General features: G+C 70.8%; 17 protein-coding genes. 3 read left to right on the top strand and 14 right to left on the bottom strand.

Annotated elements, in window-relative coordinates:
* Positions 1 to 134: 134 nt before the first annotated feature.
* From ABTY56_RS22135 to arc, 8 genes are all read right to left on the bottom strand, one after another.
* Entirely contained in the window at positions 135 to 1,451 is a 1,317-nt protein-coding gene (locus ABTY56_RS22135; RefSeq protein ID WP_350630697.1) for an FKBP-type peptidyl-prolyl cis-trans isomerase, read from the bottom strand.
* A 203-nt stretch (positions 1,452 to 1,654) separates the two neighbouring features.
* Positions 1,655 to 2,641 carry an FKBP-type peptidyl-prolyl cis-trans isomerase gene (locus ABTY56_RS22130; RefSeq protein WP_350630696.1) on the bottom strand — a complete coding sequence of 329 codons (987 nt, stop codon included), beginning with the start codon at positions 2,639 to 2,641 and terminating at the stop codon, positions 1,655 to 1,657.
* 135 nt (positions 2,642 to 2,776) lie between these two features.
* Positions 2,777 to 4,138, bottom strand: a complete 1,362-nt coding sequence (pafA, locus tag ABTY56_RS22125; protein WP_350630695.1) for a Pup--protein ligase — start codon at positions 4,136 to 4,138, stop codon at positions 2,777 to 2,779.
* A gap of 120 nt (positions 4,139 to 4,258) precedes the next feature.
* On the bottom strand, positions 4,259 to 5,014 hold the full coding sequence (gene prcA / locus ABTY56_RS22120; RefSeq protein WP_350630694.1) for a proteasome subunit alpha: 756 nt from the start codon (positions 5,012 to 5,014) through the stop codon (positions 4,259 to 4,261).
* A 31-nt stretch (positions 5,015 to 5,045) separates the two neighbouring features.
* Positions 5,046 to 5,888 carry a proteasome subunit beta gene (gene prcB / locus ABTY56_RS22115; RefSeq protein ID WP_350630693.1) on the bottom strand — a complete coding sequence of 281 codons (843 nt, stop codon included), beginning with the start codon at positions 5,886 to 5,888 and terminating at the stop codon, positions 5,046 to 5,048.
* Between the two features lie 160 nt (positions 5,889 to 6,048).
* The gene (locus ABTY56_RS22110) at positions 6,049 to 6,267 is read right to left on the bottom strand and encodes a ubiquitin-like protein Pup (RefSeq protein ID WP_031069167.1); all 219 of its coding nucleotides are present in this window, start codon (positions 6,265 to 6,267) and stop codon (positions 6,049 to 6,051) included.
* Positions 6,268 to 6,451: 184 nt separating this feature from the next.
* Positions 6,452 to 7,963, bottom strand: coding sequence for a depupylase/deamidase Dop (gene dop / locus ABTY56_RS22105; RefSeq protein ID WP_350630692.1), 1,512 nt, complete (start codon positions 7,961 to 7,963; stop codon positions 6,452 to 6,454).
* Between the two features lie 232 nt (positions 7,964 to 8,195).
* The gene (gene arc, locus ABTY56_RS22100) at positions 8,196 to 9,962 is read right to left on the bottom strand and encodes a proteasome ATPase (protein WP_350630691.1); all 1,767 of its coding nucleotides are present in this window, start codon (positions 9,960 to 9,962) and stop codon (positions 8,196 to 8,198) included.
* A 285-nt stretch (positions 9,963 to 10,247) separates the two neighbouring features.
* Between arc and ABTY56_RS22095 the strand changes: the two genes are divergently transcribed.
* On the top strand, positions 10,248 to 10,553 hold the full coding sequence (locus ABTY56_RS22095) for a ferredoxin (protein ID WP_350630690.1): 306 nt from the start codon (positions 10,248 to 10,250) through the stop codon (positions 10,551 to 10,553).
* Positions 10,554 to 10,566: 13 nt separating this feature from the next.
* Here ABTY56_RS22095 and ABTY56_RS22090 read toward each other — a convergent pair whose 3' ends face one another.
* The 3 genes from ABTY56_RS22090 to ABTY56_RS22080 form a co-directional block, all read right to left on the bottom strand.
* Complete coding sequence (locus tag ABTY56_RS22090; protein ID WP_350630689.1) at positions 10,567 to 11,226, bottom strand: hypothetical protein; 660 nt, start codon at positions 11,224 to 11,226, stop codon at positions 10,567 to 10,569.
* Positions 11,227 to 11,334: 108 nt separating this feature from the next.
* Positions 11,335 to 12,294, bottom strand: a complete 960-nt coding sequence (locus ABTY56_RS22085) for a tRNA (adenine-N1)-methyltransferase (RefSeq protein ID WP_350630688.1) — start codon at positions 12,292 to 12,294, stop codon at positions 11,335 to 11,337.
* 69 nt (positions 12,295 to 12,363) lie between these two features.
* Complete coding sequence (locus ABTY56_RS22080; RefSeq protein ID WP_502893166.1) at positions 12,364 to 13,581, bottom strand: site-2 protease family protein; 1,218 nt, start codon at positions 13,579 to 13,581, stop codon at positions 12,364 to 12,366.
* A gap of 162 nt (positions 13,582 to 13,743) precedes the next feature.
* Here ABTY56_RS22080 and ABTY56_RS22075 point away from each other — a divergent pair, with 162 nt between their 5' ends.
* Complete coding sequence (locus tag ABTY56_RS22075; RefSeq protein WP_350630686.1) at positions 13,744 to 14,652, top strand: RecB family exonuclease; 909 nt, start codon at positions 13,744 to 13,746, stop codon at positions 14,650 to 14,652.
* On the top strand, positions 14,652 to 15,323 hold the full coding sequence (locus ABTY56_RS22070) for a response regulator (RefSeq protein ID WP_350523854.1): 672 nt from the start codon (positions 14,652 to 14,654) through the stop codon (positions 15,321 to 15,323). Before ABTY56_RS22075 ends, ABTY56_RS22070 begins: the two co-directional genes overlap by 1 nt.
* A 98-nt stretch (positions 15,324 to 15,421) precedes the next feature.
* Here the strand turns inward: ABTY56_RS22070 and ABTY56_RS22065 are convergent, their stop codons facing one another.
* The 3 genes from ABTY56_RS22065 to metH form a co-directional block, all read right to left on the bottom strand.
* Positions 15,422 to 17,026: an ABC transporter substrate-binding protein gene (locus ABTY56_RS22065; RefSeq protein WP_350630685.1), complete on the bottom strand. Its 1,605-nt coding sequence runs from the start codon at positions 17,024 to 17,026 to the stop codon at positions 15,422 to 15,424.
* A gap of 257 nt (positions 17,027 to 17,283) precedes the next feature.
* Positions 17,284 to 17,988, bottom strand: a complete 705-nt coding sequence (locus ABTY56_RS22060; protein ID WP_350630684.1) for an HAD family hydrolase — start codon at positions 17,986 to 17,988, stop codon at positions 17,284 to 17,286.
* Positions 17,989 to 18,129: 141 nt separating this feature from the next.
* Positions 18,130 to 21,690 carry a methionine synthase gene (gene metH / locus ABTY56_RS22055; protein WP_350630683.1) on the bottom strand — a complete coding sequence of 1,187 codons (3,561 nt, stop codon included), beginning with the start codon at positions 21,688 to 21,690 and terminating at the stop codon, positions 18,130 to 18,132.
* Positions 21,691 to 21,790: the final 100 nt, after the last annotated feature.

The raw sequence follows: 21,790 nt of genomic DNA, 5'->3' as shown, positions 1-21,790 counted from the left end.
AGCGGCGGGCGCCCGCACCAGGTCCGCCCCGACAGCGGGGACGGACCACGGTACGCGCGCCCGCCGCCCGTTCGGGTCCGGCCACGCGGCCGGGCCCGAAGGTCACACAGACACTATTGTCACCCGAAAGTGGATCAGCCCTGACCGGCGTCCAGGATGTCCACCACGAAGACCAGCGTCGCGGCGGGCGGGATGTCGCCCTGGCCCTTGTCGCCGTAGCCCAGCGCGGCCGGGATCACCAGCTCGACCCGGCTGCCCACGGTCTGGCCCTCCAGACCCTGGTCCCAGCCCTGGATGACCTGGCCGCCGCCGACCGGGAAGGTGAACGCCTGGCCCTTGCTGAGCGAGGAGTCGAACACCTTGCCGTCCTTGAACAGCGCGCCGGTGTACTGGACGACGACCTTCTCGCCCTTCTCCACCTTCGGCCCGTTGCCCTTGATCAGGACGTGGGACTTCAGCTCCGTCGGGTCCTTGGCGCCGGCCACCGGGGTGATCTCGGCCGGCTTCTTGCCGTTGTCCTTGACCTGCGGGAAGTCCGCCGGCGGCGGGGTGACCGTGCCGCTGACCACCGCGTCCGGCGCGTTGGCGTTGCGGATGTCGATCACGAAGATCAGGTCGTCCTTGGGCCCGATCGACATGTCGGCCTTGCCCTGGGAGCCGAACGCGGCGGCCGGCGGGGCCACCACCAGCAGCCGGCTGCCGGCCTTCTTCCCGATCACGGCCTGGTCCAGCGCCGGGATCAGCGAGTCCGTGCCGGCCTGGAAGATCTGCGGCTTGCCGTTGGCGTCGTACGAGCTCGGGATGTCCTTGCCGGTGTTCCAGTCCTTGGCGGTGTAGTCCACCGAGGCCCAGGAGTTCTTGTCCACCTTGGCGCCGGAGCCCTCGGAGAGCACCTTGACCACGAAGGAGCCGTCCGACGCCTCGCCCGGGACCTGGATCTCGGCCTTCTTGCCGAAGTCGCCGGTGACGGTCGGCAGCACCTTCGCGCTGTCCTTGATCGGCGGCACCGGCTCGGCGCTGGGCGTGGGCGGCGCGGTCTTGGCCGCGTCCGGCTTCGCGGCGCTGGCGTCCTTGTCGCCACCGTCCTTGTTGACCAGGTACAGCGTCACCGCGCTGCCCGCCAGCAGCACGGCCAGCACCGTGCCGAGGATCACACCGAGCCGGCCGACGCTCGGCGGGTTCTCGTCGTACCCGGCCTCGGAGGTGTCGGCCCGACGCACGGTCGAGGCGAAGATCTGCGGGGTGTCGTCGGTCGTCGTCCCGCCCGAAGCACGCGGCGCCTCACCGGGCTGCGCCCAGCCGGCCTGCTGCTTCAGGATCGACGGCGGGACGACGATCGACTCGCCGTCCCCCGGAAGCGGGCCGCCGGGACGGGAGGCGGCCGGGTCACCCGCAGAGCTGTCGTTCGCCGCGGTGCCGGCCCCGCCCGGGCTCGGCGTCTTCTCAGTCATGACTCCCCATCCATCTCGCCACAGGTCTTCCAGGTCTGCGCCCGGCGTGCTGAGCGCCGGCCTGCCGTCGCACCGCCCGCCCCGGACCTTGGCGCCGGGCGGCGCCTGCCACAGCGCGAGGGCAGTATGACAGCTAAGGATGAGGGCGGACGCTTCGTTGTACGAGCGTCCGCCCAAGCGTACGGAATCCCCCGGGTGACTTCCTAGACCGCTTCCAGAATGTCGATCACGAAGACCAGCGTGGAATTCGCCGGGACCGCGCCCTGCGCCTTGTCCTGGTACCCGAGCGCCGGCGGCACCACGAGCATCACCCGGCTGCCCACGGTCTGGCCCACCAGGCCCTTGTCCCACCCCTCGATCACACTGCCGGTGCCGATCTGCACCGCCTGCGCACCGCCGTGCGTCCACGAGGAGTCGAACTGCTGGCCGTTGCTCCACAGCACCCCGGTGTACTGCACCACCAGGGTCTGCCCGCTCTTGACCGGCTTGCCCTCGCCCTTGATCAGCACCGCCTGCTGCAGGTCGGTGGGCGCGGGCTGCCCGGCCGGGATCGTGATCGTCACCGGCGCCTTGCCGTTGTCCTTGACCTGCGGCAGCGTCGCGGGCGGCTGCGTCATGGTCCCGGTCAGGGTGGAGTCCGGCGGCAGGCTCTCCATGATGTCCAGCACGAACACCACGGTGTCGTTCTTCTCGACGCCCAGCTGGGTGGAGCCTTGCTCGCCGAAGGCCGCCGCCGGCGGGGCCACCACCAGCAGCCGGCTGCCCACCTTCTTGCCGATCACGCTCTGGTCCAGCGCCGGCACCAGCTGCCCGCTGCCCGCCTGATAGAGCTGCGGCTTGCCGTTCGGATCGTACGAGCTGGGCAGGTCCTTGCCGGTGGTCCAGTCCTTCGCGGTGTAGTTGACCGTCACCCAGTCGCCCTTGTTGACGGTCTGGCGCTCGCCCTCGGTGACCGTGTTCACCACGAACTGGCCGCTGGGCGGGGCGTCGGGGATGGTGATGGTGGCCTTGCTGCCGAATCCGCCACCCGAAAGAGTGGGCATCGGCGGCGCCTCGCTGACCGGCGCCGGCACCGTCGGGGCCGCGCTCGCCGCGGACGGCGTCGCCGGTCCGGCCGCCTTCGTGGAACTGCTGCAGGCGACCGCCAGCAGCAGCGGCAGGGTGAGAAGCAAACCGGCGGTGCGGCGCACGGTGGTCCTAACTGTCGGTCGAAGTCGGCTCTCCTGACTCGACGGACAGCGTATGCCCGGCACGCGTCCGGCCCCGGTAGACACCACCGGGGCCGGACGGTGCCCTGGTCACGGCACCTCGATCACGAACCGGGGCTACATGCCCGCGATGAGCTTCTCCACCCGCTCGTCCACCGAACGGAACGGGTCCTTGCACAGCACCGTGCGCTGCGCCTGGTCGTTCAGCTTCAGGTGCACCCAGTCCACCGTGAAGTCCCGGCGCTGCTCCTGCGCCCGGCGGATGAAGTCCCCGCGCAGCCGGGCCCGGGTGGTCTGCGGCGGGATCGACTTGGCCTCGAAGGTCTTGAGGTCGGTGCTCACCCGCTGCGCCTGGCCCTTGCCCTGGAGCAGGTAGAACAGGCCCCGGCGGCGGTGGATGTCGTGGTAGGCGAGATCGATCTGCGCCACCCGCGGGTTGGACATGCTCATCTGGTGCTTCTCGCGGTAGCGCTCGATGAGCTTGTACTTCATGATCCAGTCGATCTCGGTGGCCACCCCGTCCAGCCGCTCGCTGCGGACGGCCTCCAGGGTGCGGCCCCACAGGTCGAGGACCCGCGCGATCGTGCCGGTGTTGATGCCCTTGCGGTCGGCGAAGTCCAGGGCCTTGGTGTAGTACTCCTCCTGGATGTCGAGCGCGCTGGCCTCGCGGCCGTTGGCGAGTCGCACCTGGTGGGTGCCGGTGAGGTCGTGGCTGACCTCGCGGATCGCCCGGATCGGGTTCTCCAGGGTGAGGTCGCGCATCACCACGCCGGCCTCGATCAGCCGCAGCACCAGGTCGGTGGCGCCGACCTTGAGCAGCGTCGTCGTCTCCGACATGTTGGAGTCGCCGACGATCACGTGCAGCCGTCGGTAGCGCTCGGCGTCCGCGTGCGGCTCGTCCCGGGTGTTGATGATCGGCCGCGAGCGGGTGGTGGCGGAGCTGACGCCCTCCCAGATGTGCTCGGCCCGCTGGCTGACGCAGTACACCGCGCCGCGCGGGGTCTGCAGCACCTTGCCCGCGCCGCAGATCAGCTGCCGGGTCACCAGGAAGGGGATCAGCACGTCGGCCAGCCGGGAGAACTCGCCGTGCCGGGCCACCAGGTAGTTCTCGTGGCAGCCGTAGGAGTTCCCGGCGGAGTCGGTGTTGTTCTTGAAGAGGTAGACGTCCCCCGCAATGCCCTCCTCGTGCAGGCGCCGCTCGGCGTCCACCAGGAGGCCTTCGAGGATGCGCTCGCCCGCCTTGTCGTGCGTCACCAGCTCGACGACGTCGTCGCACTCGGGCGTGGCGTACTCGGGGTGGGAGCCGACGTCGAGGTAGAGCCGGGCGCCGTTGCGCAGGAAGACATTGCTGCTGCGGCCCCAGGAGACGACCCGGCGGAACAGGTACCGCGCGACCTCGTCCGGCGACAGCCGCCGCTGCCCGCGGAACGTGCAGGTCACGCCGTACTCGTTCTCCAGCCCGAAAATCCGGCGGTCCATGAGCACTCCATTCTGGTCGGAGCTGTCCGAAACCGCCTCCACGACGACTGGGCCGCCGCAGGGGCACCGGAGTCCCGCACGTCGGCGGTCCGGCCGCCGTACGGGACTCCGCAGGCACTGCTACTCCGGCGCGGTGTCCGCCGGGTGGTCCTCGTCGTCCGCCTCGGCGGACTGGTCACCGTCGAGCAGCCGACCGAGCTGGTTGCCCAGGATCCGCTTGAACTTCCGCTGCTGGAACCGCTGGCGGTCGAGGACCGCGACCTCCAGCTGCTCCGGGGTGAGGCTGCGCGGGCTGCCGCCGTTGGGGTCGCGGGCGAGCGAGTCGACCGCGACCTTCACCGCCTCGGTGAGGCTCAGGCCGACGCGGTGGCGCTGGCCCAGGTAGTTGCCGATCGAGTCGGCGTTGCCGCCGACCACCACGTAGTTCTTCTCGTCGACGACCGAGCCGTCCGGCGTGAGCCGGTAGATCTGGTCGTTGTCGCTGGTGCGGCCGACCTCGGCCACGATCAGCTCGACCTCGTACGGCTTGTCCCCGACCGAGGAGAAGATGGTGCCCAGGGTCTGGGCGTACACGTTGGCCAGGCCCCGGGCGGTGACGTCGGCCCGGTCGTAGGAGTAGCCGCGCAGGTCGGCGTAGCGGACGCCGCCGATGCGCAGGTTCTCGAACTCGTTGTAGCGCCCGACCGCCGCGAAGGCGATCTTGTCGTAGATCTCGGAGACCTTGTGGAGCGCTCTGGAGGTGTTCTCCGCGACGAAGACGATGCCGTCGGCGTAGGTGAGCACGACCACGCTGCGGCCGCGCGCGATGCCCTTGCGGGCGTACTCCGCGCGGTCCGCCATGGCCTGCTGGGGCGAGACGTAGAACGGTGTCGACACCGGCGGTCGTCCCCTTCCTGTGAGGTGATGGCTAGATCAGCGGGGCCTGCGGACCGTTGGGGCGGGTCAGGCGTTCGTCGGTGATGGCGACGGCGACCTCCGTGACCTCCGCCTCGGTGAGCCGGCGGAAGCCGTCCGCGGTGATCAGCGAGACGATCGGGAAGATCTTGCGGGCGAGGTCCGGGCCGCCGGTGGCGGAGTCGTCGTCCGCCGCGTCGTAGAGCGCCTGGACGACCAGGGTGACGGCCTGGTCGGCCGTCAGCTCCTCGCGGTACAGCTTCTTCATCGAACCGCGGGCGAAGACCGACCCCGAACCGGTGGCGGCGAAGCCGCGCTCCTCGGAACGCCCGCCGGTGACGTCGTAGTTGAAGATCCGGCCGCGGCCCAGGTCCAGGTCGTAGCCGGCGAAGATCGGCACGACCGCCAGCCCCTGCATCGCCATGCCCAGGTTGCCCCGGATCATGGTGGTGAGGCGGTTGGCCTTGCCCTCCAGGGAGAGCGTGGTGCCCTCGATCTTCTCGTAGTGCTCCAGCTCCAGCTGGAACAGCCGAACCATCTCGACCGCGAGGCCGGCGGTGCCGGCGATGCCGACCGCGCTGTACTCGTCGGCCGGGAACACCTTCTCGATGTCGCGCTGGGCGATCACGTTGCCCATCGTCGCCCGGCGGTCACCGGCGATCACCACGCCGCCGTCGAAAACCGCGGCCACGATCGTGGTCCCGTGCGGGGCTTCGACCACGGACCCCTCGGGGAGCCCCCGGCGGCCGGGGATCAGTTCCGGCTGGTACTCGGCCAGGAAGTCGAGGAACGAGGACGACCCCGGGGTCAGGAAGGCAGCCGGTAGACGCCCGGTGCCACGAGTGTTGGCTTCCACACGATTCCTTCCAGTTGCTTGAAGCTCGCGCTGCCCGCACCCTACCCGCCCGACGATCACCGTCGGCGCGAGGAGGGGAGGTGCCGGGCGGCCGGGCGGCCAGTGCCGCCCGACCGCTCTCGACGGTCACGACCGTGAATTCCCGAATATCGGGGACGGACTATTGCCCGCCCTTCTGCACGAAGCCGCGGACGAAATCCTCGGCATTCGACTCCAGGACCTCGTCGATTTCGTCCAGCACCGCGTCGACGTCGTCGCTCAGCTTTTCCTGGCGTTCCTTGAGGTCGTCGGAATTCTGCGTTTCCGCGGCCTGCTCCTCGACCTCCTCGGAGGAGCGGTTTGCCCGCTGCTGGCCGCCGCCGGTGTCCTTGCTCGCCATTTCCCTCACCCCGCTCGATTCGTCTGGCACGGTTTGGTCGGTTGGGTCGTTGCCGGTTGGCACCGACCCTATACACAAGGTGCGACTGCCGCTCCCGGTTTGCCGGTGGCGCTTCCTGTCCAACACCCGCTGCCACCCCGGATGATTCCCATTCGGCGGACGTTCACCCGTGGTGATCGAAAAGTTACCCGCCGGACAGCACCCGGAGCAGGTCCTCCGCCGTGCGGCAGCGGTCCAGCAGCTCCTTGACGTGGTTGCGGGTGCCCCGCAGCGGCTCCAGCGTGGGCACCCGCTGCAGCGAGTCCCGGCCCGGCAGGTCGAAGATCACCGAGTCCCAGGAGGCCGCGGCGACGTGGTCCGCGTACTGCTCCAGGCAGCGCCCGCGGAAGTACGCCCTGGTGTCCTCCGGGGGCTTGGAGACGGCCCGCTCGACCTCGTCCTCGGTCAGCAGCCGCTCGAACCGTCCGCGGGCCACCAGGCGGTTGTAGAGGCCCTTCTCGGGCCGCACGTCGCTGTACTGGAGGTCGACCAGCTGCAGCCGCGGGTTGGACCACTCCAGGGCGTCCCGGCTGCGGTAGCCCTCCAGGATCTCCCGCTTGGCGATCCAGTCCAGTTGCTTGGACAGCGACATCGGGTCCCGCTCCAGCCGGCCCAGGACGTCCTCCCAGCGGGCCAGCACGTCCACCGTCTGCTCGTCCGCGTCCGTCCCGAAGCGGTCCTCGACGTACTTGCGGGCCAGCTCGAAGTACTCCAGCTGCAGCTGGACCGCGGTGAGCTTGCGCCCGTTGCGCAGGGTGATCAGGTGCTTGAGCGTCGGGTCGTGCGAGACCCGGTGCAGGGTGCGCACCGGCTGGTCGACCGCGAGGTCGGAGGCGATGAAGGAGTCCTCGATCATCGACAGGACCAGCGAGGTGGTGCCCAGCTTGAGGTAGGTGGAGATCTCGGAGAGGTTGGCGTCCCCGATGATCACGTGCAGCCGGCGGTACTTCTCGGCGTCGGCGTGCGGTTCGTCCCGGGTGTTGATGATCGGCCGCTTGAGCGTGGTCTCCAGGCCGACCTCGACCTCGAAGTAGTCCGCGCGCTGGCTGATCTGGAAGCCGTGCGCCGAGCCGTCCTGGCCGATGCCGACCCGGCCGGCGCCGGTGACCACCTGCCGGGAGACGAAGAACGGGGTGAGGTGGCGGACGATGTCGGCGAACGGCGTCGCCCGCTTCATCAGGTAGTTCTCGTGGGTGCCGTAGGAGGCGCCCTTGTTGTCGGTGTTGTTCTTGTACAGGTGGATGTTCTGCCCGTTGGGCAGCTCCAGCGCGCGCTGCGCGGCGGCCGCCATGATCCGTTCGCCGGCCTTGTCCCACAGCACGGCGTCGCGCGGGTTGGTCACCTCGGGCGAGCTGTACTCGGGGTGCGCGTGGTCCACGTAGAACCGGGCCCCGTTGGTGAGGATGACGTTGGCGAGGCCGATGTCCTCGTCGGTCAGCTGGCTGGCGTCCGCCACCTCGCGCGCCAGGTCGAAGCCCCGCGCGTCGCGCAGCGGATTCTCCTCCTCGAAGTCCCAGCGGGCCCGCCGTGCCCGGTGCATCGCCGCCGCGTAGGCGTTGACGATCTGGGACGAGGTGAGCATGGCGTTGGCGTTGGGGTGCCCGGGCACGGAGATCCCGTACTCGGTCTCGATGCCCATCACGCGCCGTACGGTCATGCGGCCCTCCTTGCCCGGTGCGCCGCCCCCGGCGGGCGGAACACGCTGACGTACCGCTGAACAACACCGGCGCCGGCCATCTGCCCGCGGACGGTGGGTCGAGCCTAGAACCCGGCGCCGACCGGCGGGCCCCGAGACGCGCCGTCCGGCTGCGGGGCCGCGAGGCGCCACAGCCGGACGGTGTGCGTACAGCTCCGGGGACCGCTTCCGGCCCGGGTAACCGCGTGCTTCCCTACAGGTACTGCCCCGTGTTGGCGACAGTGTCGATGGAGCGGCCGGACTCGGCGCCCTGCTTGCCGGTGACCAGCGTGCGGATGAAGACGATCCGCTCGCCCTTCTTGCCGGAGATGCGGGCCCAGTCGTCCGGGTTGGTGGTGTTCGGGAGGTCCTCGTTCTCCTTGAACTCGTCCACGCAGGCGGCGAGCAGGTGGGAGACGCGCAGGCCGCGCTGGCCGTGGTCGAGGAAGTCCTTGATGGCCATCTTCTTCGCGCGGTCGACGATGTTCTGGATCATCGCGCCGGAGTTGAAGTCCTTGAAGTACAGGACCTCCTTGTCACCGTTGGCGTAGGTGACCTCCAGGAAGCGGTTCTCCTCGGTCTCGGAGTACATCCGCTCCACCACCGACTGGATCATCGCGGCCACCGTGGCCTCGACGGAGCCGTCGTGCTCCTTGAGGTCGTCCGGGTGGAACGGCAGCGAGTCCTTGAGGTACTTGGAGAAGATGTCCTTCGCGGCCTCGGCGTCCGGGCGCTCGATCTTGATCTTGACGTCCAGGCGGCCGGGCCGCAGGATCGCCGGGTCGATCATGTCCTCGCGGTTCGAGGCGCCGATGACGATGACGTTCTCCAGGCCCTCCACGCCGTCGATCTCGGCGAGCAGCTGCGGGACGATGGTGTTCTCCACGTCCGAGCTGACACCGGAGCCGCGGGTGCGGAACAGCGACTCCATCTCGTCGAAGAAGACGATGACCGGGGTGCCCTCGCCCGCCTTCTCCCGGGCCCGCTGGAAGACCAGGCGGATCTGCCGCTCGGTCTCGCCCACGTACTTGTTGAGCAGCTCGGGGCCCTTGATGTTGAGGAAGTAGCTCTTCCCCTGCGGGCGGCCGGTGACCTCGGCGACCTTCTTGGCCAGCGAGTTGGCGACGGCCTTGGCGATCAGCGTCTTGCCGCAGCCGGGCGGGCCGTAGAGCAGGACGCCCTTGGGCGGGCGCAGCTCGTACTCCTTGAAGAGGTCGGCGTGCAGGTACGGCAGCTCGACCGCGTCGCGGATCAGCTCGATCTGGTTGCTCAGGCCGCCGATCTGGCGGTAGTCGATGTCCGGGACCTCTTCGAGGACCAGCTCCTCGACCTCGGCCTTCGGCACGACCTCGTACACGTAGCCGGAACGCGGTTCCAGCAGCAGGGCGTCCCCCGCCCGGATGGTGAGCTCGCGCAGCGGTTCGGCGAGGCGCACCACCCGCTCCTCGTCGGTGTGGCCGAGAACCAGGGCGCGCTCGCCGTCCTCCAGGACCTCCTTGAGGGTGACGATCTCGCCGATGCGCTCGAAGGCCATCGCGTCCACGATGTTGAGGGCCTCGTTGAGCATCACTTCCTGGCCGCGCCGCAGCTCGTCGAGGGCGACGTTGGGGCTGACGTTCACGCGGAGCTTGCGCCCGCCGGTGAAGATGTCCGCGGTCCCGTCCTCGTTCGCGTCGAGGAAGGTGCCGAAGCCGGCCGGGGGCTGTGCCAGCCGGTCCACTTCCTCCTTGAGGGCCACGATCTGGTCGCGGGCCTCACGCAGGGTGGAGGCGAGCCGTTCGTTCTGGGCGGTCACGCCGGCCAGGTTGGTCTGGAGCTCGACGATCCGCTCTTCGAGGATTCTCGAATTGCGCGGCGAGTCGGCGAGCTTGCGGCGCAGCACGGCGATTTCCTGCTCAAGGTACGAGACCTGAGCGGCCTCGTCGGAACCACGAGCGGGCCTGCCGGTGCTGCGGTTGTAGTCGTCATCGTGGGCTGCCACGGTCCTCACCTCCTCCGGGGAGCTGGACGCTTCCAGACCCTACCTGGGACCAGGGGTCCGTAAACCCCTAGATCAAGAAAGATGGAACGGGCGTGTCCGATCTTCGCCCCAGCGTGCTTCCCCTCTGCTAAGGGGGATACCCACCGCGCACCGCCCAAAGCGGGCCAGATGTATCGTCGAGCGAAGTGATATCCGATCGCGACCACAACGCGAGGTCCGATCGTTGTACGAATGGCGGGATTGCTCCCAGAAATGGGCGACCCGGGACAGAAACGGCAGGGGACCATGTCGGTGACCGAGCAGACGGCTGCGGCGACCGGAGAGCTGGAGGTGTGGATCGACCAGGATCTGTGCACCGGCGACGGGATCTGCGTCCAGTACGCACCGGAGGTCTTCGAGCTCGACATCGACGGCCTCGCCTACGTGAAGGGGCCGGACGACGAGCTGCGCCAGCAGCCCGGGGAGACCGCCCCGGTGCCGCTGACGCTCCTTCAGGACGTGGTGGACTCGGTGAAGGACTGCCCCGGCGACTGCATCCACGTGCGCCGGGCCGCGGACCGGGTCGAGGTGTACGGGCCGGACGCGGAGTAGGCGCGCGGGCCCGTCAGGCCTGGCCGACCGGGGCGGTGGTCTGGGAGCGTTCCCAGCCGCCGCCCTTGGGCGTCCAGGTGAGTTCCAGTGAGATGTCGGGCCGGAAGCGCGGCACGTCCTCGCTCGAATACCCGTGCGCGTGGCCGGTGATGGCGCCGTCGGAGCGCACCGCGAGCCGGCTCACGGTGAGGTTCTCGCGCTCGGTGAGCAGGGTGGCCAGCACCGTGGGGCGGTCGCCGGGGCCGTAGCCGAGCAGGAAGACGGCGTCCGGCGGGGTGCCGGTCTCGGCGGCGCAGTGCGCGGCGACCACGGTGCCGGGGCGTCCGTCGGCCAGCCGGGCGGGCACGCTGAGCACCGTCGCGACCGGGAACGGGCCGCAGTCGATCGGGAGTTGGGCCTTGGCCGGGTCGGGTGCGGCGCTCGCGGCGAGGGCCGCGGGGGTGCCGTGGGCGGGCACCGGGGTGCCGGTCGCCGGGGAGGCCGCGAGGGCGGCGCCCACCACCGCGCCGCAGCCGGCCAGGGCGAGGGCCCAGTGCCAGGGGGCGGTGCGCACGTGCCGGGGCCGGGTGCGGCCCTCCGGCGTCTGCTGTCCGGCCGTCGCCGTCGTCCCGACCGCGGTCTCCACCAGGCGTCCCCTCCAGAGCTCCAGGAGCTGGTCTGCGTGCGCGAGCATCGTCCCACACGGTGCTCGGGGACTCACGGCCGGGGAGCCGGGGGCGCGTCGACACGGCAGGAGGGGTGGCACGAGATCGCTCGTGCCACCCCTCCGTGGTGTGCGGGCTCAGCCCAGGTCGGGCTGGTCGCCGTCGGTGGAGCGGGCGGCCTTGCGGGCGGCGGCGCGCTCCTGCAGGGTCGACTCGGGCGACCCGTTGTCGTAGTCCTCGCCGTACGCGCCCTTGGCCGGGCGGCGGCGGCGCAGCGGCGGCTCGACGCCGTCCGCCAGGCGGCGGGCGGTGAGCAGGAAGCCGGTGTGGCCGATCATCCGGTGGTCCGGGCGGACGGCCAGGCCCTCCAGGTGCCAGGTGCGGACCATGGTCTCCCAGGCCTGCGGCTCGGTGAAGGTGCCGTGCTCGCGCAGCGCCTCGACGGTCTTGGACATCTGCGTGGTGGTGGCCACGTAGCAGCAGATGAGGCCGCCGGGGACGAGCGCCTTGGAGGCGACGTCCAGGCACTCCCAGGGGGCGAGCATGTCGAGGATGACGCGGTCGACGTCGGCCTCGACCAGGTTGTCCTGGAGGTCGCCGACGGTGAGCTTCCACGCCGGGTGCGGCCCGCCGAAGTAGCGCTCGACGTTGCCCTGGGCGATGTCGGCGAAGTCCTGCCGGCGCTCGTAGGAGGCCAGCATGCCGTGCTCGCCGACGGCGCGCAGCAGGTACATGCTGAGCGCGCCCGAGCCGACGCCGGCCTCGACCACGCGGGCGCCCGCGAAGATGTCGGCCATCGCCAGGATCTGCCCCGCGTCCTTGGGGTAGATCACGGCGGCGCCGCGGGGCATGGACAGGACGTAGTCGGGGAGCAGGGGGCGCAGCGCGAGGTACGGGACGTTCCCCGTGGTACGCACGACCGTGCCCTCGGGAGCGCCGATCAGCTCGTCGTGCGGGAACGCACCCTTGTGGGTGTGGAACTGGTTCCCGGCCTGGAGCGTGAACGTGTAGTGGCGACCCTTGGGGTCGGTCAGCTGGACCTGGTCCCCGACCTGGAAGGGCCCGCGTCGGCGGGCGGCACCGGTCGGTTCGGACATGCGGCCAATCCTAAGGGAAGCGGACGGCCCCGCCTCACCGGGCCCTGGTCACGGCGGCGGTCGCGGCCGTCACCGACCGGTGACGGCGGCGGTGAGGCGCTGCTCGATGTCGCTGAGCGCGGCGACGCCGTACACCCGGCCGTCCGCCTCGACCACCAGGTACTCGCCCGCCGGGGTGGCCTGGACGGCCCTCAGCAGGTCCTCGCCGCTCAGGTCGGCGTCCAGCCGCAGCCCGGGCTCGAGGTCGCGGGAGAGCGCGCCCACAGCCACCCAGGGTCGGCGGTGCTCGGGTACGGCCCGGACCGCGGACTCGCGCACGATGGCGATCGGATCGCCCCGGCCGTCCACCACGACCACCGCGCCGGCCCGGGCCTCGCGGGCGCGGCGCATCGCCTCGCCGAGCGGGGTGTCGGCGGTGACCTCGACGGTCCGGCGGGCGAGGTCGCGCAGCCGCAGGTCGGGCAGCGCCTCCTTGAGCCGGGCGTTGCGCACGCTGCCGGTGGCGCCGTTCCAGATGATCGCGGCGAGCACGGCGGCCAGCACCGCGTCGACCAGGGTGTCGGTGGTGGTGCGCTCGACCCCGCGGGCGGCGCTGACCAGGGGCAGGCCGAACAGCACGACGATCGCCAGCGCCCGGCCGACCCAGGCGGCGGCCACCGTGCCGGTCATCGGCTTCCCGGTGATCGCCCAGACGACGGCGCGCAGCATCCGTCCGCCGTCCAGCGGCAGCCCGGGCAGCAGGTTGAAGGCGGCGACCACGAGGTTGGACACCATCAGGCCGGTGAGCAGCACGCCGGGCACGGTGGACAGCTCGACGGCCCGCACCCCGAGGTAGAACACGCCGCCGAGCGCCAGCGAGAGCAGCGGGCCGACGAAGGCCAGCCAGAACTCGCGCCAGGGCGTGGTGGCCTCGTTCTCGATCTCGGAGACGCCGCCGAAGAACTGCAGCTGGATCCGCCGCACGCCGAGCTTGTAGCGCAGCGCGACCACGGTGTGGGCGAGTTCGTGCACCAGGACGGAGGCGTAGAAGGCGACCGCGAAGGAGAACGCGACCAGGTAGCGGGTGCCGCCGAGGTCGGGCAGCACGTCGTTCAGCTGTCCGCCGAACACCCAGGTGATCAGCGCGGCGATGACGAACCAGGAGGGGGTGACGTAGACCGGCACGCCGAAGGGCCGGCCCATCAGGAGGCCGCCGCGGCGCTCCGGCGGCTGCCCGGCCGGGCGCCCTCGGTCGTCCTGCGGTGGCTGGTCGGAGGTCTGTTGCCCCCTGTTGTCGCTCACCGTGATCCCTTCGGTCGTCGCCCCCGTCGTGCCCCGGTGCGCCCACGCTACGTGATCGTGGCACTCCGGTGCCGCGCGCCCCTCCTGCTGCCTTCATACCCGTTACGGGCCCCTCGGTGGCACCCCGGTGGCAGCGGGATGACAGCGAAGGGCAATAGGGTCGTAGCCATGCAGCAGACCGACACCACCAGCGCCGCCGGGGCCGCGGTGCGCCCGGCGGCGCCCCCGACCGGCCTGTCCCCGTCCCGGGCGGGGGACTTCCTCACCTGTCCCCTGCTGTACCGGCTGCGGGTGATCGACCGGCTGCCCGAGCCGCCGAGCTCCGCGGCCACCAGGGGCACGCTGGTGCACGCGGTGCTGGAGCGGCTGTTCGACAGCCCGGCGGCCGAGCGCACGCCGGAACGGGCACTGGGCCTGCTGCGCCCGCAGTGGGAGCGGCTGCTCGGTGAACGGCCGGAGCTGGTGTCGTTGTTCCCGGACGACCCGGACGGCGCGGCGCTCACCCGCTGGCTGGCGGACGCCGAGAAGCTGGTCGGCCAGTGGTTCCGGCTGGAGGACCCGACCCGGCTGCACCCGGTGGAGCGGGAGTTGTACGTGGAGACGGCCCTGGACTCGGGGCTGTTGCTGCGCGGCTACATCGACCGGGTGGACGTCGCCCCGACCGGCGAGGTCCGGCTGGTGGACTACAAGACCGGCCGGGCGCCCTCTCGGGACTTCGAGGGCAAGGCGATGTTCCAGATGAAGTTCTACGCGCTGGTCGTGTGGCGGTGGAAGGGTGTGATCCCCAAGCGCCTCCAGCTCGTCTATCTCGGCGGGGGCGGGGACGTGGTCAGCTACGACCCCGACGAGGCCGATCTGCTCGCGGTGGAGCGCAAGCTGAAGGCGTTGTGGGAGCGGATCGGCCAGGCCGTGGCCACCGGGGACTTCCCGGCCACCCGCAACCGCCTCTGCGACTGGTGCGACCACCAGGCCAGCTGCCCGGAGTTCGGCGGTACTCCGCCGCCGTACCCCTTGCCGCTGGCCCGTACGTCTGATGAAGACGATCCCACGGGGGATCCGATGATCAAGGAGTCCTAGTGACGATCCGAGTGCTGCTGGTCGACGACCAGCCGCTGCTGCGCACCGGTTTCCGGATGATCCTGGAGGCCGAGTCCGACCTGGTGGTGGTCGGTGAGGCCGGCGACGGTCAGCAGGCGCTGGACCAGGTGCGGGCGCTGCAGCCCGACGTGGTGCTGATGGACATCCGGATGCCGCGGATGGACGGCGTCGAGGCGACCCGCCGGATCGCCGGCCCGGGGCGGGACGGCCCGGCCAAGGTCCTGGTGCTGACCACCTTCGACCTGGACGAGTACGTGGTGGAGGCGCTGCGCGCGGGCGCCAGCGGCTTCCTGCTGAAGGACGTCCCGGCCGAGGAGCTGGTGCAGGCGATCCGGGTGGTCGCGGACGGCGCGGCGATGCTGGCGCCGAGCATCACCCGGCGACTGCTGGACATGTACGCCACCAAGCTGCCCTCGGGCGACGAGGCGCCGCCGCAGGCGCTGAGCGCGCTGACCGAGCGGGAGCTGGAGGTGCTGAAGCTGGTGGCGCGCGGGCTGTCGAACGCGGAGATCGCGGCCGAGCTGTTCGTCAGCGAGACCACGGTGAAGACCCACGTCGGCCATGTGCTGACCAAGCTCCAGCTGCGCGACCGGGTGCAGGCGGCGGTGTACGCCTACGAGAGCGGGCTGGTGCGCCCGGGCACCCTGTAGCGGGCCTCCCGCGGCCCGTGCGGGCGCGCGGGAACGTGACGGCGGCCCGTCCGCTCCCCCGGTGACGGAGGAGCGGACGGGCCGCCGTCCTGCAGGCGCTACTTGGCGGTGCGGCTGATCTCCCAGAAGCGGAAGAAACCGGTGGTGTCGACGGTGGACTCGACGCCGGTGACGTACGAACGGGCCGCGTAGAAGGACTTGTTCTGGTACAGCGGGATCAGCGGCACGCTCTCGGCCTCGATCTGCTGGATCTGCCCGTAGCCGGCGGCGGCCGCACTGCGGTCGGCCTGCTTGAGGCCGTCCGGCACCAGCTTGCCGCTGATCCGCGGGTCGTCCCAACCGTGGTGGTAGGCACCGCCGTTGACCAGCAGCGGGGAGATGTAGTTGTCCGGGTCCGGGTAGTCGGCGAACCAACCGATGACGTAGGCCTGGTACTTGCCGTCGGCCCAGCCCTTCTTGAAGGCCTCCCAGTCCGGCTCCTGCTGGACGGTGACCTGGAACAGGCCGCCGGCCTCCAGCTGCTTCTTCAGCGTGTCGGCCTCGTTGCTGCCGGCCCGCGAGCGGGACCAGGTGATGGTCAGCTTGACCGGGGTCTGGACCTTGGCGTCGGTGAGGATCTTCTTGGCCTTGGTCGCGTCCTGGTCGCCGTAGCGGTCGAAGAACGCGGTGTTGTGGCCGGTGACACCGGCGGGGACCATCGCGTAGAGCGGCTGGACGGTCCGGGCGAAGACGTCGCGGGCGAGCGCCTTGCGGTCCATCAGCTGCGCGGCGGCCTGGCGGATCGCGACGTTGCTGCCGACCGCGTCCTTGGTGTTGAAGACCAGCGAGCGGGTGTCGTTGCTGTCGCCCTCGGTCACCTGCAGGTCGGTCTTTCCGCCCTGCTGGTCGGAGCGGATCTGGGCGGCGGTGTTCGGCTCCAGGCTGTTGTCGGTGAGGTCGACGTCGCCCTTGTCCAGCGCGGCCTTCAGGTCCTCCGCCTTGTCGAAGTACCGGACGGTGAACTTGTTGTTCCGCAGCTTGGCGTCGCCGCCGTACTTGTCGTTGGGGGACAGCACGACCTTGCCGACCTGCTTGCCGCCGCCGTCGGTGTCGACCGAGTCGATGCGGTACGGGCCGGAGCCGACCTGCTTGTCGTTGGCCAGGGCCTTGTCGGCCGGGTAGACCTGGTGGTCCACGATGGCTCCGGCCGGGGTGGCCAGCTTGGCCGGCAGGGTGGCGTCGGGCGCGGAGAGGTGGAACAGCACCTCGTTGTCGCCCTTGGCCTCGACGGACTTGATCGAGGAGAGCAGGGAGACCGGACCGTTCTGGTCGTTGATCTTCCGGGTGCGCTCGATCGAGAAGACCACGTCCGCGGCGGTCAGCGGGTGGCCGTTCGAGAACTTCAGCCCGGGCCGCAGGGTGCAGTGGTACTCAGTGGCCTCGCCGCCGGTGAACTCGCACGACTGCGCGGCGTCCGGGGTCGGCGAGCTGGCGGCGGCCGGGAAGGTGAGCAGCGACTGGAAGGTGTTGCGCAGGACCAGCCACGAGCCGGAGTCGTAGGACGTCGCCGGGTCCAGGGTGCCGGTCAGCTGGGCGGTGCCCATGGAGATCGACTTGCCGCTGTCCCCCTTCACGGCGTCCGTCACCGATCCGCAGCCGGCCACCGTCACGGCGACGAGACCGGCACAGCCGAGTACTGCGAGGCGTTCAGCTGAACTCTTCACGGGGCGCGTCCTTATCGGTGGCACGAAACCCGAGTAGCGTGCCATATCGAACACGCACGACCGATACCCGCGCAGATGACGTTTGGGACACGGCGGTTCAGGGCATCACCGCGCGACCGACGAGATGTCAGTCAATGCCCGATTTCTCCCCCGATCCCCCCGGGGCGGAGCGGCGTCGAGCCACGTACCGGCCGGTAGGGCCGAGCCGCAATGAGATGACAATCACACCTGCGATGGCGACCCTCGGACCGCGCGGCTCAGACCCTCGAGGCGACCAGCGAGCGCAGCAGGTCGAGGTCGACCTGTTCCAGCGAGGGCAGCACCAGCCGGCCGGGGGCCGGCTCGATCGCCGCCACCGAGGGCACCGCGATCACCGGGCAGCCGGCCGCCTCGCCCGCACGCACCCCGGTCGGGGTGTCCTCGACCACCACGCAGCGGCCCGGCTCCGCGCCCAGCCGGCGGGCCGCCTCCAGGTACGGGTCCGGGAACGGCTTGGTGCGCGGCACCTCGTCCCCGCCGATGGTGAAGGCGAAGTGGTGGGCACCCAGCGAGCGCAGCACGATGTCGATCACGTGCCGGTGCGAGGCGGACACCATGGCGGCCGGGATCCCGTGCGCGGCAAGGGTGTTGAGCAGTCGCTCGGCGCCCGGCATGAGCGGCACGCCGCCGCCCAGCAGGTCGACGAAGCGCTGGTTCACCAGCACGCCCAGGTCGGCCGGGGCGATGTCCACCCCGGTCCGGGCCACCAGGTAGTCCATCACCCGGGTCATCGGGCCGCCGACCACGTGGGCGCGGTCCGCCTCGTCCAGTTCGTGGCCCAGCTCGGCGAAGAGCGAGACCTCGGCCTGCCACCAGAAGTCCTCGGTGTCCACCAGCGTCCCGTCCATGTCCAGCAGCACCGCCTGCAGGCCGCGGTCGTCCCCGTGGTCCAGGACACGGGTGGCGGTGGGGCTGGTGGTCATGGCGGGATCCTTCCGGCAGGCCCCGGGGCACGCCCCGGGGATGGCACAGGCCGGCCCGCTGGTGAGCGGACCGGCCCGTTCAGGATCATCAAGGATACGCCCGCTTCGTCCGGAAAGCGCGAACGGAGCGGAACGTACGGGTTACCGGGCGTTGAAGTACTTGGCCTCCGGGTGGTGGATCACGATCGCGTCGGTGGACTGCTCCGGGTGCAGCTGGAACTCCTCGGAGAGCACCACGCCGATCCGCTCGGGCTTCAGCAGCTCGGCGATCTTGGCGCGGTCCTCCAGCTCGGGGCAGGCCCCGTAGCCCAGCGAGAAGCGGGCGCCCCGGTACTTGAGCGCGAACATGTCCTTGACGTCCTGCGGGTCCTCGCCGGAGAAGCCCAGCTCGTAGCGGACCCGGGCGTGCCAGAACTCGGCCAGCGCCTCGGCCAGCTGCACCGAGAGGCCGTGCAGCTCCAGGTAGTCGCGGTAGGAGTTCCCGGCGAACAGCTCGTTGGCCGCCTCCGAGATCCGGTTGCCCATGGTGACCACCTGCAGGCCGACCACGTCCCGCACGCCGGACTCCTCCGGGCGGAAGAAGTCGGCCAGGCAGAGCCGGCGGCCGCGGCGCTGGCGCGGGAAGGTGAAGCGGGTGCGCTCGGTGCCGTCCTCGTGGAAGACGATCAGGTCGTCGCCCTTGGAGTTGGCCGGGTAGTAGCCGTAGACCACGGCCGCCTCCAGCCAGCCCTCGGTCTGCAGCCGGTCCAGCCAGGCCCGCAGCCGCGGCCGGCCCTCGGTCTCCACCAGCTCCTCGTAGGACGGCCCGCCCGCCCGTCGCCCACCAACACCCTCGTTCGAGGCGCCGTGCGCCGCCCCTCCCGAGCGCGCGGCCTTCAGGCCCCACTGGCCCTTGAACAGCGCGTCCTCGTCCAGCCAGGAGGCGTAGTCGGCGAACGGGATGCCCTTGACGATCCGGTCGCCCCAGAACGGCGGGGTGGGCACGGTGTTGTCGACGGTGACGTCGGAGCGGATCTGACCGAGGTTCACCTCCGGCTCCGGCTCCTCCACCTCGACCCGGGCGTGTCGGCGCTGCTTGAGCTCCGGCAGGGCCGCGCCGGGCACGCCGCGCTTGACCGCGATCAGCGCGTCCATCAGCCGCAGGCCCTCGAAGGCGTCCCGGGCGTAGCGGACCTCGCCCTCGTAGATCTCGTGCAGGTCCTGCTCGACGTAGGCGCGGGTGAGCGCGGCGCCGCCGAGGATCACCGGGTAACTGGAGGCCAGCTTGCGCTGGTTGAGCTCCTCCAGGTTCTCCTTCATGATCACGGTGGACTTCACCAACAGGCCGGACATCCCGATCACGTCGGCGTTGTGCTCCTGCGCGGCGTCCAGGATCGCCGAGACCGGCTGCTTGATGCCCAGGTTGACGACGTTGTAGCCGTTGTTGGACAGGATGATGTCGACCAGGTTCTTGCCGATGTCGTGGACGTCGCCCTTGACGGTGGCCAGCACGATGGTGCCCTTGCCCTCGCTGTCGGACTTCTCCATGTGCGGCTCCAGGTGGGCCACCGCGGTCTTCATCACCTCGGCGGACTGGAGCACGAACGGCAGCTGCATCTGGCCCGAGCCGAACAGCTCGCCGACCACCTTCATGCCGGCCAGCAGGGTGTCGTTGATGATCTCCAGCGCGGGGCGCCCGGTCAGCGCCTCGTCCAGGTCGGCCTCCAGGCCGTTCCGCTCGCCGTCGATGATCCGGCGCTGCAGCCGCTCGTCCAGCGGGAGCGCGGCCAGCTCCTCGGCCTTGGAGGCCTTGACCGAGGCGGCGGAGACGCCCTCGAACAGCTCCAGCAGGCGCTGCAGCGGGTCGTAGCCGTCCCGGCGGCGGTCGTAGACCAGGTCGAGGGCGGCCTCGCGCTGGTCCTCGGGGATCCGGGAGATCGGCAGGATCTTGGAGGCGTGCACGATCGCCGAGTCCAGGCCGGCCTCCACGCACTCGTGCAGGAAGACCGAGTTGAGCACGACGCGGGCGGCCGGGTTGAGGCCGAAGGAGATGTTGGACAGGCCGAGCGTGGTCTGCACCTTCGGGTGGCGGCGCTTGAGCTCGCGGATCGCCCCGATGGTCTCGATGCCGTCCCGGCGGGACTCCTCCTGGCCGGTGGCCAGGGTGAAGGTGAGGCAGTCGACCAGGATCGAGCCCTCGTCGATGCCGTAGTCGGTGGTGAGCTCGGCGATCAGCCGCTCGGCGATCTCCACCTTCAGGTCGGCGGTGCGGGCCTGGCCCTGCTCGTCGATGGTCAGCGCGATCAGGCCGGCGCCGTGCTCGCGCGCCAGCGAGGCGATCCGGCCGAAGCGGGAGTCGGGGGCGTTGCCGTCTTCGTAGTTGACGGAGTTGAGCACCGCGCGGCCGCCGAGGGCCTCCAGGCCGGCCCGCAGCACGGGCGGCTCGGTGGAGTCCAGCACGATCGGCAGGGTGGAGGCGGTGGCCAGGCGGCCCGCGATCTCCTTCATGTCGGCGACGCCGTCGCGGCCGACGTAGTCCACGCAGAGGTCCAGCAGGTGGGAGCCGTCGCGGATCTGGTCGCGGGCGATCTCCACGCAGGCCTGCCAGTCGCCGGCCAGCATCGACTCGCGGAACTTCTTGGAGCCGTTGGCGTTGGTGCGCTCGCCGATCGCGAGGTACGAGGTGTCCTGGCGGAACGGCACCGCCTGGTACAGCGAGGCGGCCGACGGCTCGGGCTGCGGCTCGCGCACGGCGATCTCGCGGCCCTGGACCCGCTCGACCACGGCGCGCAGGTGCTCGGGCGTGGTGCCGCAGCAGCCGCCGACCAGCGAGAGGCCGTACTCGCGGGTGAACACGTCGTGCGCGTCGGCCAGTTCGACCGGGCTGAGCGGGTAGTGGGCGCCGTCCTTGCCGAGCACCGGCAGGCCCGCGTTCGGCATGCAGGACAGGCCGATCCGGGCGTTCTTGGCCAGGTACCGCAGGTGCTCGCTCATCTCGGCCGGGCCGGTGGCGCAGTTGAGGCCGATGTAGTCCACGCCGAGCGGCTCCAGCGCGGTGAGCGCGGCGCCGATCTCGGAGCCGAGCAGCATGGTGCCGGTGGTCTCCACCGTCACCTGCACCAGCACCGGCAGGTCCAGCCCGGCCTCGGCCAGGGCGCGCTTGGAGCCCAGGATGGCGGCCTTGGTCTGCAGCAGGTCCTGGCTGGTCTCCACCAGCAGCGCGTCGGCGCCGCCGGCGATCAGCCCGGCCGCGTTCTGCTGGAAGCCGTCGCGCAGCGCCTCGTACGGGGCGTGGCCGAGGGTCGGCAGCTTGGTGCCGGGGCCGATCGAGCCGAGCACCCAGCGGACGCGGCCGTCGGCGGCGCTGTGCGCGTCGGCGCTCTCGCGGGCGATCCGGGCGCCGGCCTCGGACAGCTCGAAGATCCGCTCGGGGATGTCGTACTCGCCGAGCGCGGCGAAGTTGGCGCCGAAGGTGTTCGTCTCCACGCAGTCCACACCGACGCCGAAGTAGGCCTCGTGGACGGAGCGGACGATGTCGGGCCGGGTGATGTTGAGGACCTCGTTGCAACCCTCGAGGTTCTGGAAGTCCTCCAGCGTCGGGTCCTGCGCCTGGAGCATGGTGCCCATCGCACCATCGGCCACCACCACCCGGGTGGCGAGCGCTTCACGCAGCGCGTTCGCGCGGCTCTGCTGAGTGATGGACGGATCGGCTGCAGTGGCCATGGGGCTTCTCCCTGGTGCGACGGCTGTCGGCTTTGCGCCCCCGCTTGGTCGGGGACGCACGTGGCCAGCGTATCCGGCCGACCGGTCGGCGCGCCGACCC

The organism is Kitasatospora sp. NPDC097691 (assembly GCF_040302665.1).
Classification (GTDB): Bacteria; Actinomycetota; Actinomycetes; order Streptomycetales; family Streptomycetaceae; genus Kitasatospora.
Note: the sequence above shows the minus strand (reverse complement) of the source record. Positions and strands in the feature narration are given on the sequence as shown.

What these genes read in the sequence shown, in the direction of transcription:
- ABTY56_RS22135 (WP_350630697.1), bottom strand. Translation starts at nt 1,451, where the DNA reads ATGACTGAGAAGACGCCGAGCCCGGGCGGGGCCGGCACCGCGGCGAAC.
- pafA (WP_350630695.1), bottom strand. Translation starts at nt 4,138, where the DNA reads ATGGACCGCCGGATTTTCGGGCTGGAGAACGAGTACGGCGTGACCTGC.
- ABTY56_RS22110 (WP_031069167.1), bottom strand. Translation starts at nt 6,267, where the DNA reads ATGGCGAGCAAGGACACCGGCGGCGGCCAGCAGCGGGCAAACCGCTCC.
- dop (WP_350630692.1), bottom strand. Translation starts at nt 7,963, where the DNA reads ATGACCGTACGGCGCGTGATGGGCATCGAGACCGAGTACGGGATCTCC.
- ABTY56_RS22095 (WP_350630690.1), top strand. Translation starts at nt 10,248, where the DNA reads ATGTCGGTGACCGAGCAGACGGCTGCGGCGACCGGAGAGCTGGAGGTG.
- ABTY56_RS22090 (WP_350630689.1), bottom strand. Translation starts at nt 11,226, where the DNA reads ATGCTCGCGCACGCAGACCAGCTCCTGGAGCTCTGGAGGGGACGCCTG.
- ABTY56_RS22085 (WP_350630688.1), bottom strand. Translation starts at nt 12,294, where the DNA reads ATGTCCGAACCGACCGGTGCCGCCCGCCGACGCGGGCCCTTCCAGGTC.
- ABTY56_RS22075 (WP_350630686.1), top strand. Translation starts at nt 13,744, where the DNA reads ATGCAGCAGACCGACACCACCAGCGCCGCCGGGGCCGCGGTGCGCCCG.
- ABTY56_RS22060 (WP_350630684.1), bottom strand. Translation starts at nt 17,988, where the DNA reads ATGACCACCAGCCCCACCGCCACCCGTGTCCTGGACCACGGGGACGAC.
- metH (WP_350630683.1), bottom strand. Translation starts at nt 21,690, where the DNA reads ATGGCCACTGCAGCCGATCCGTCCATCACTCAGCAGAGCCGCGCGAAC.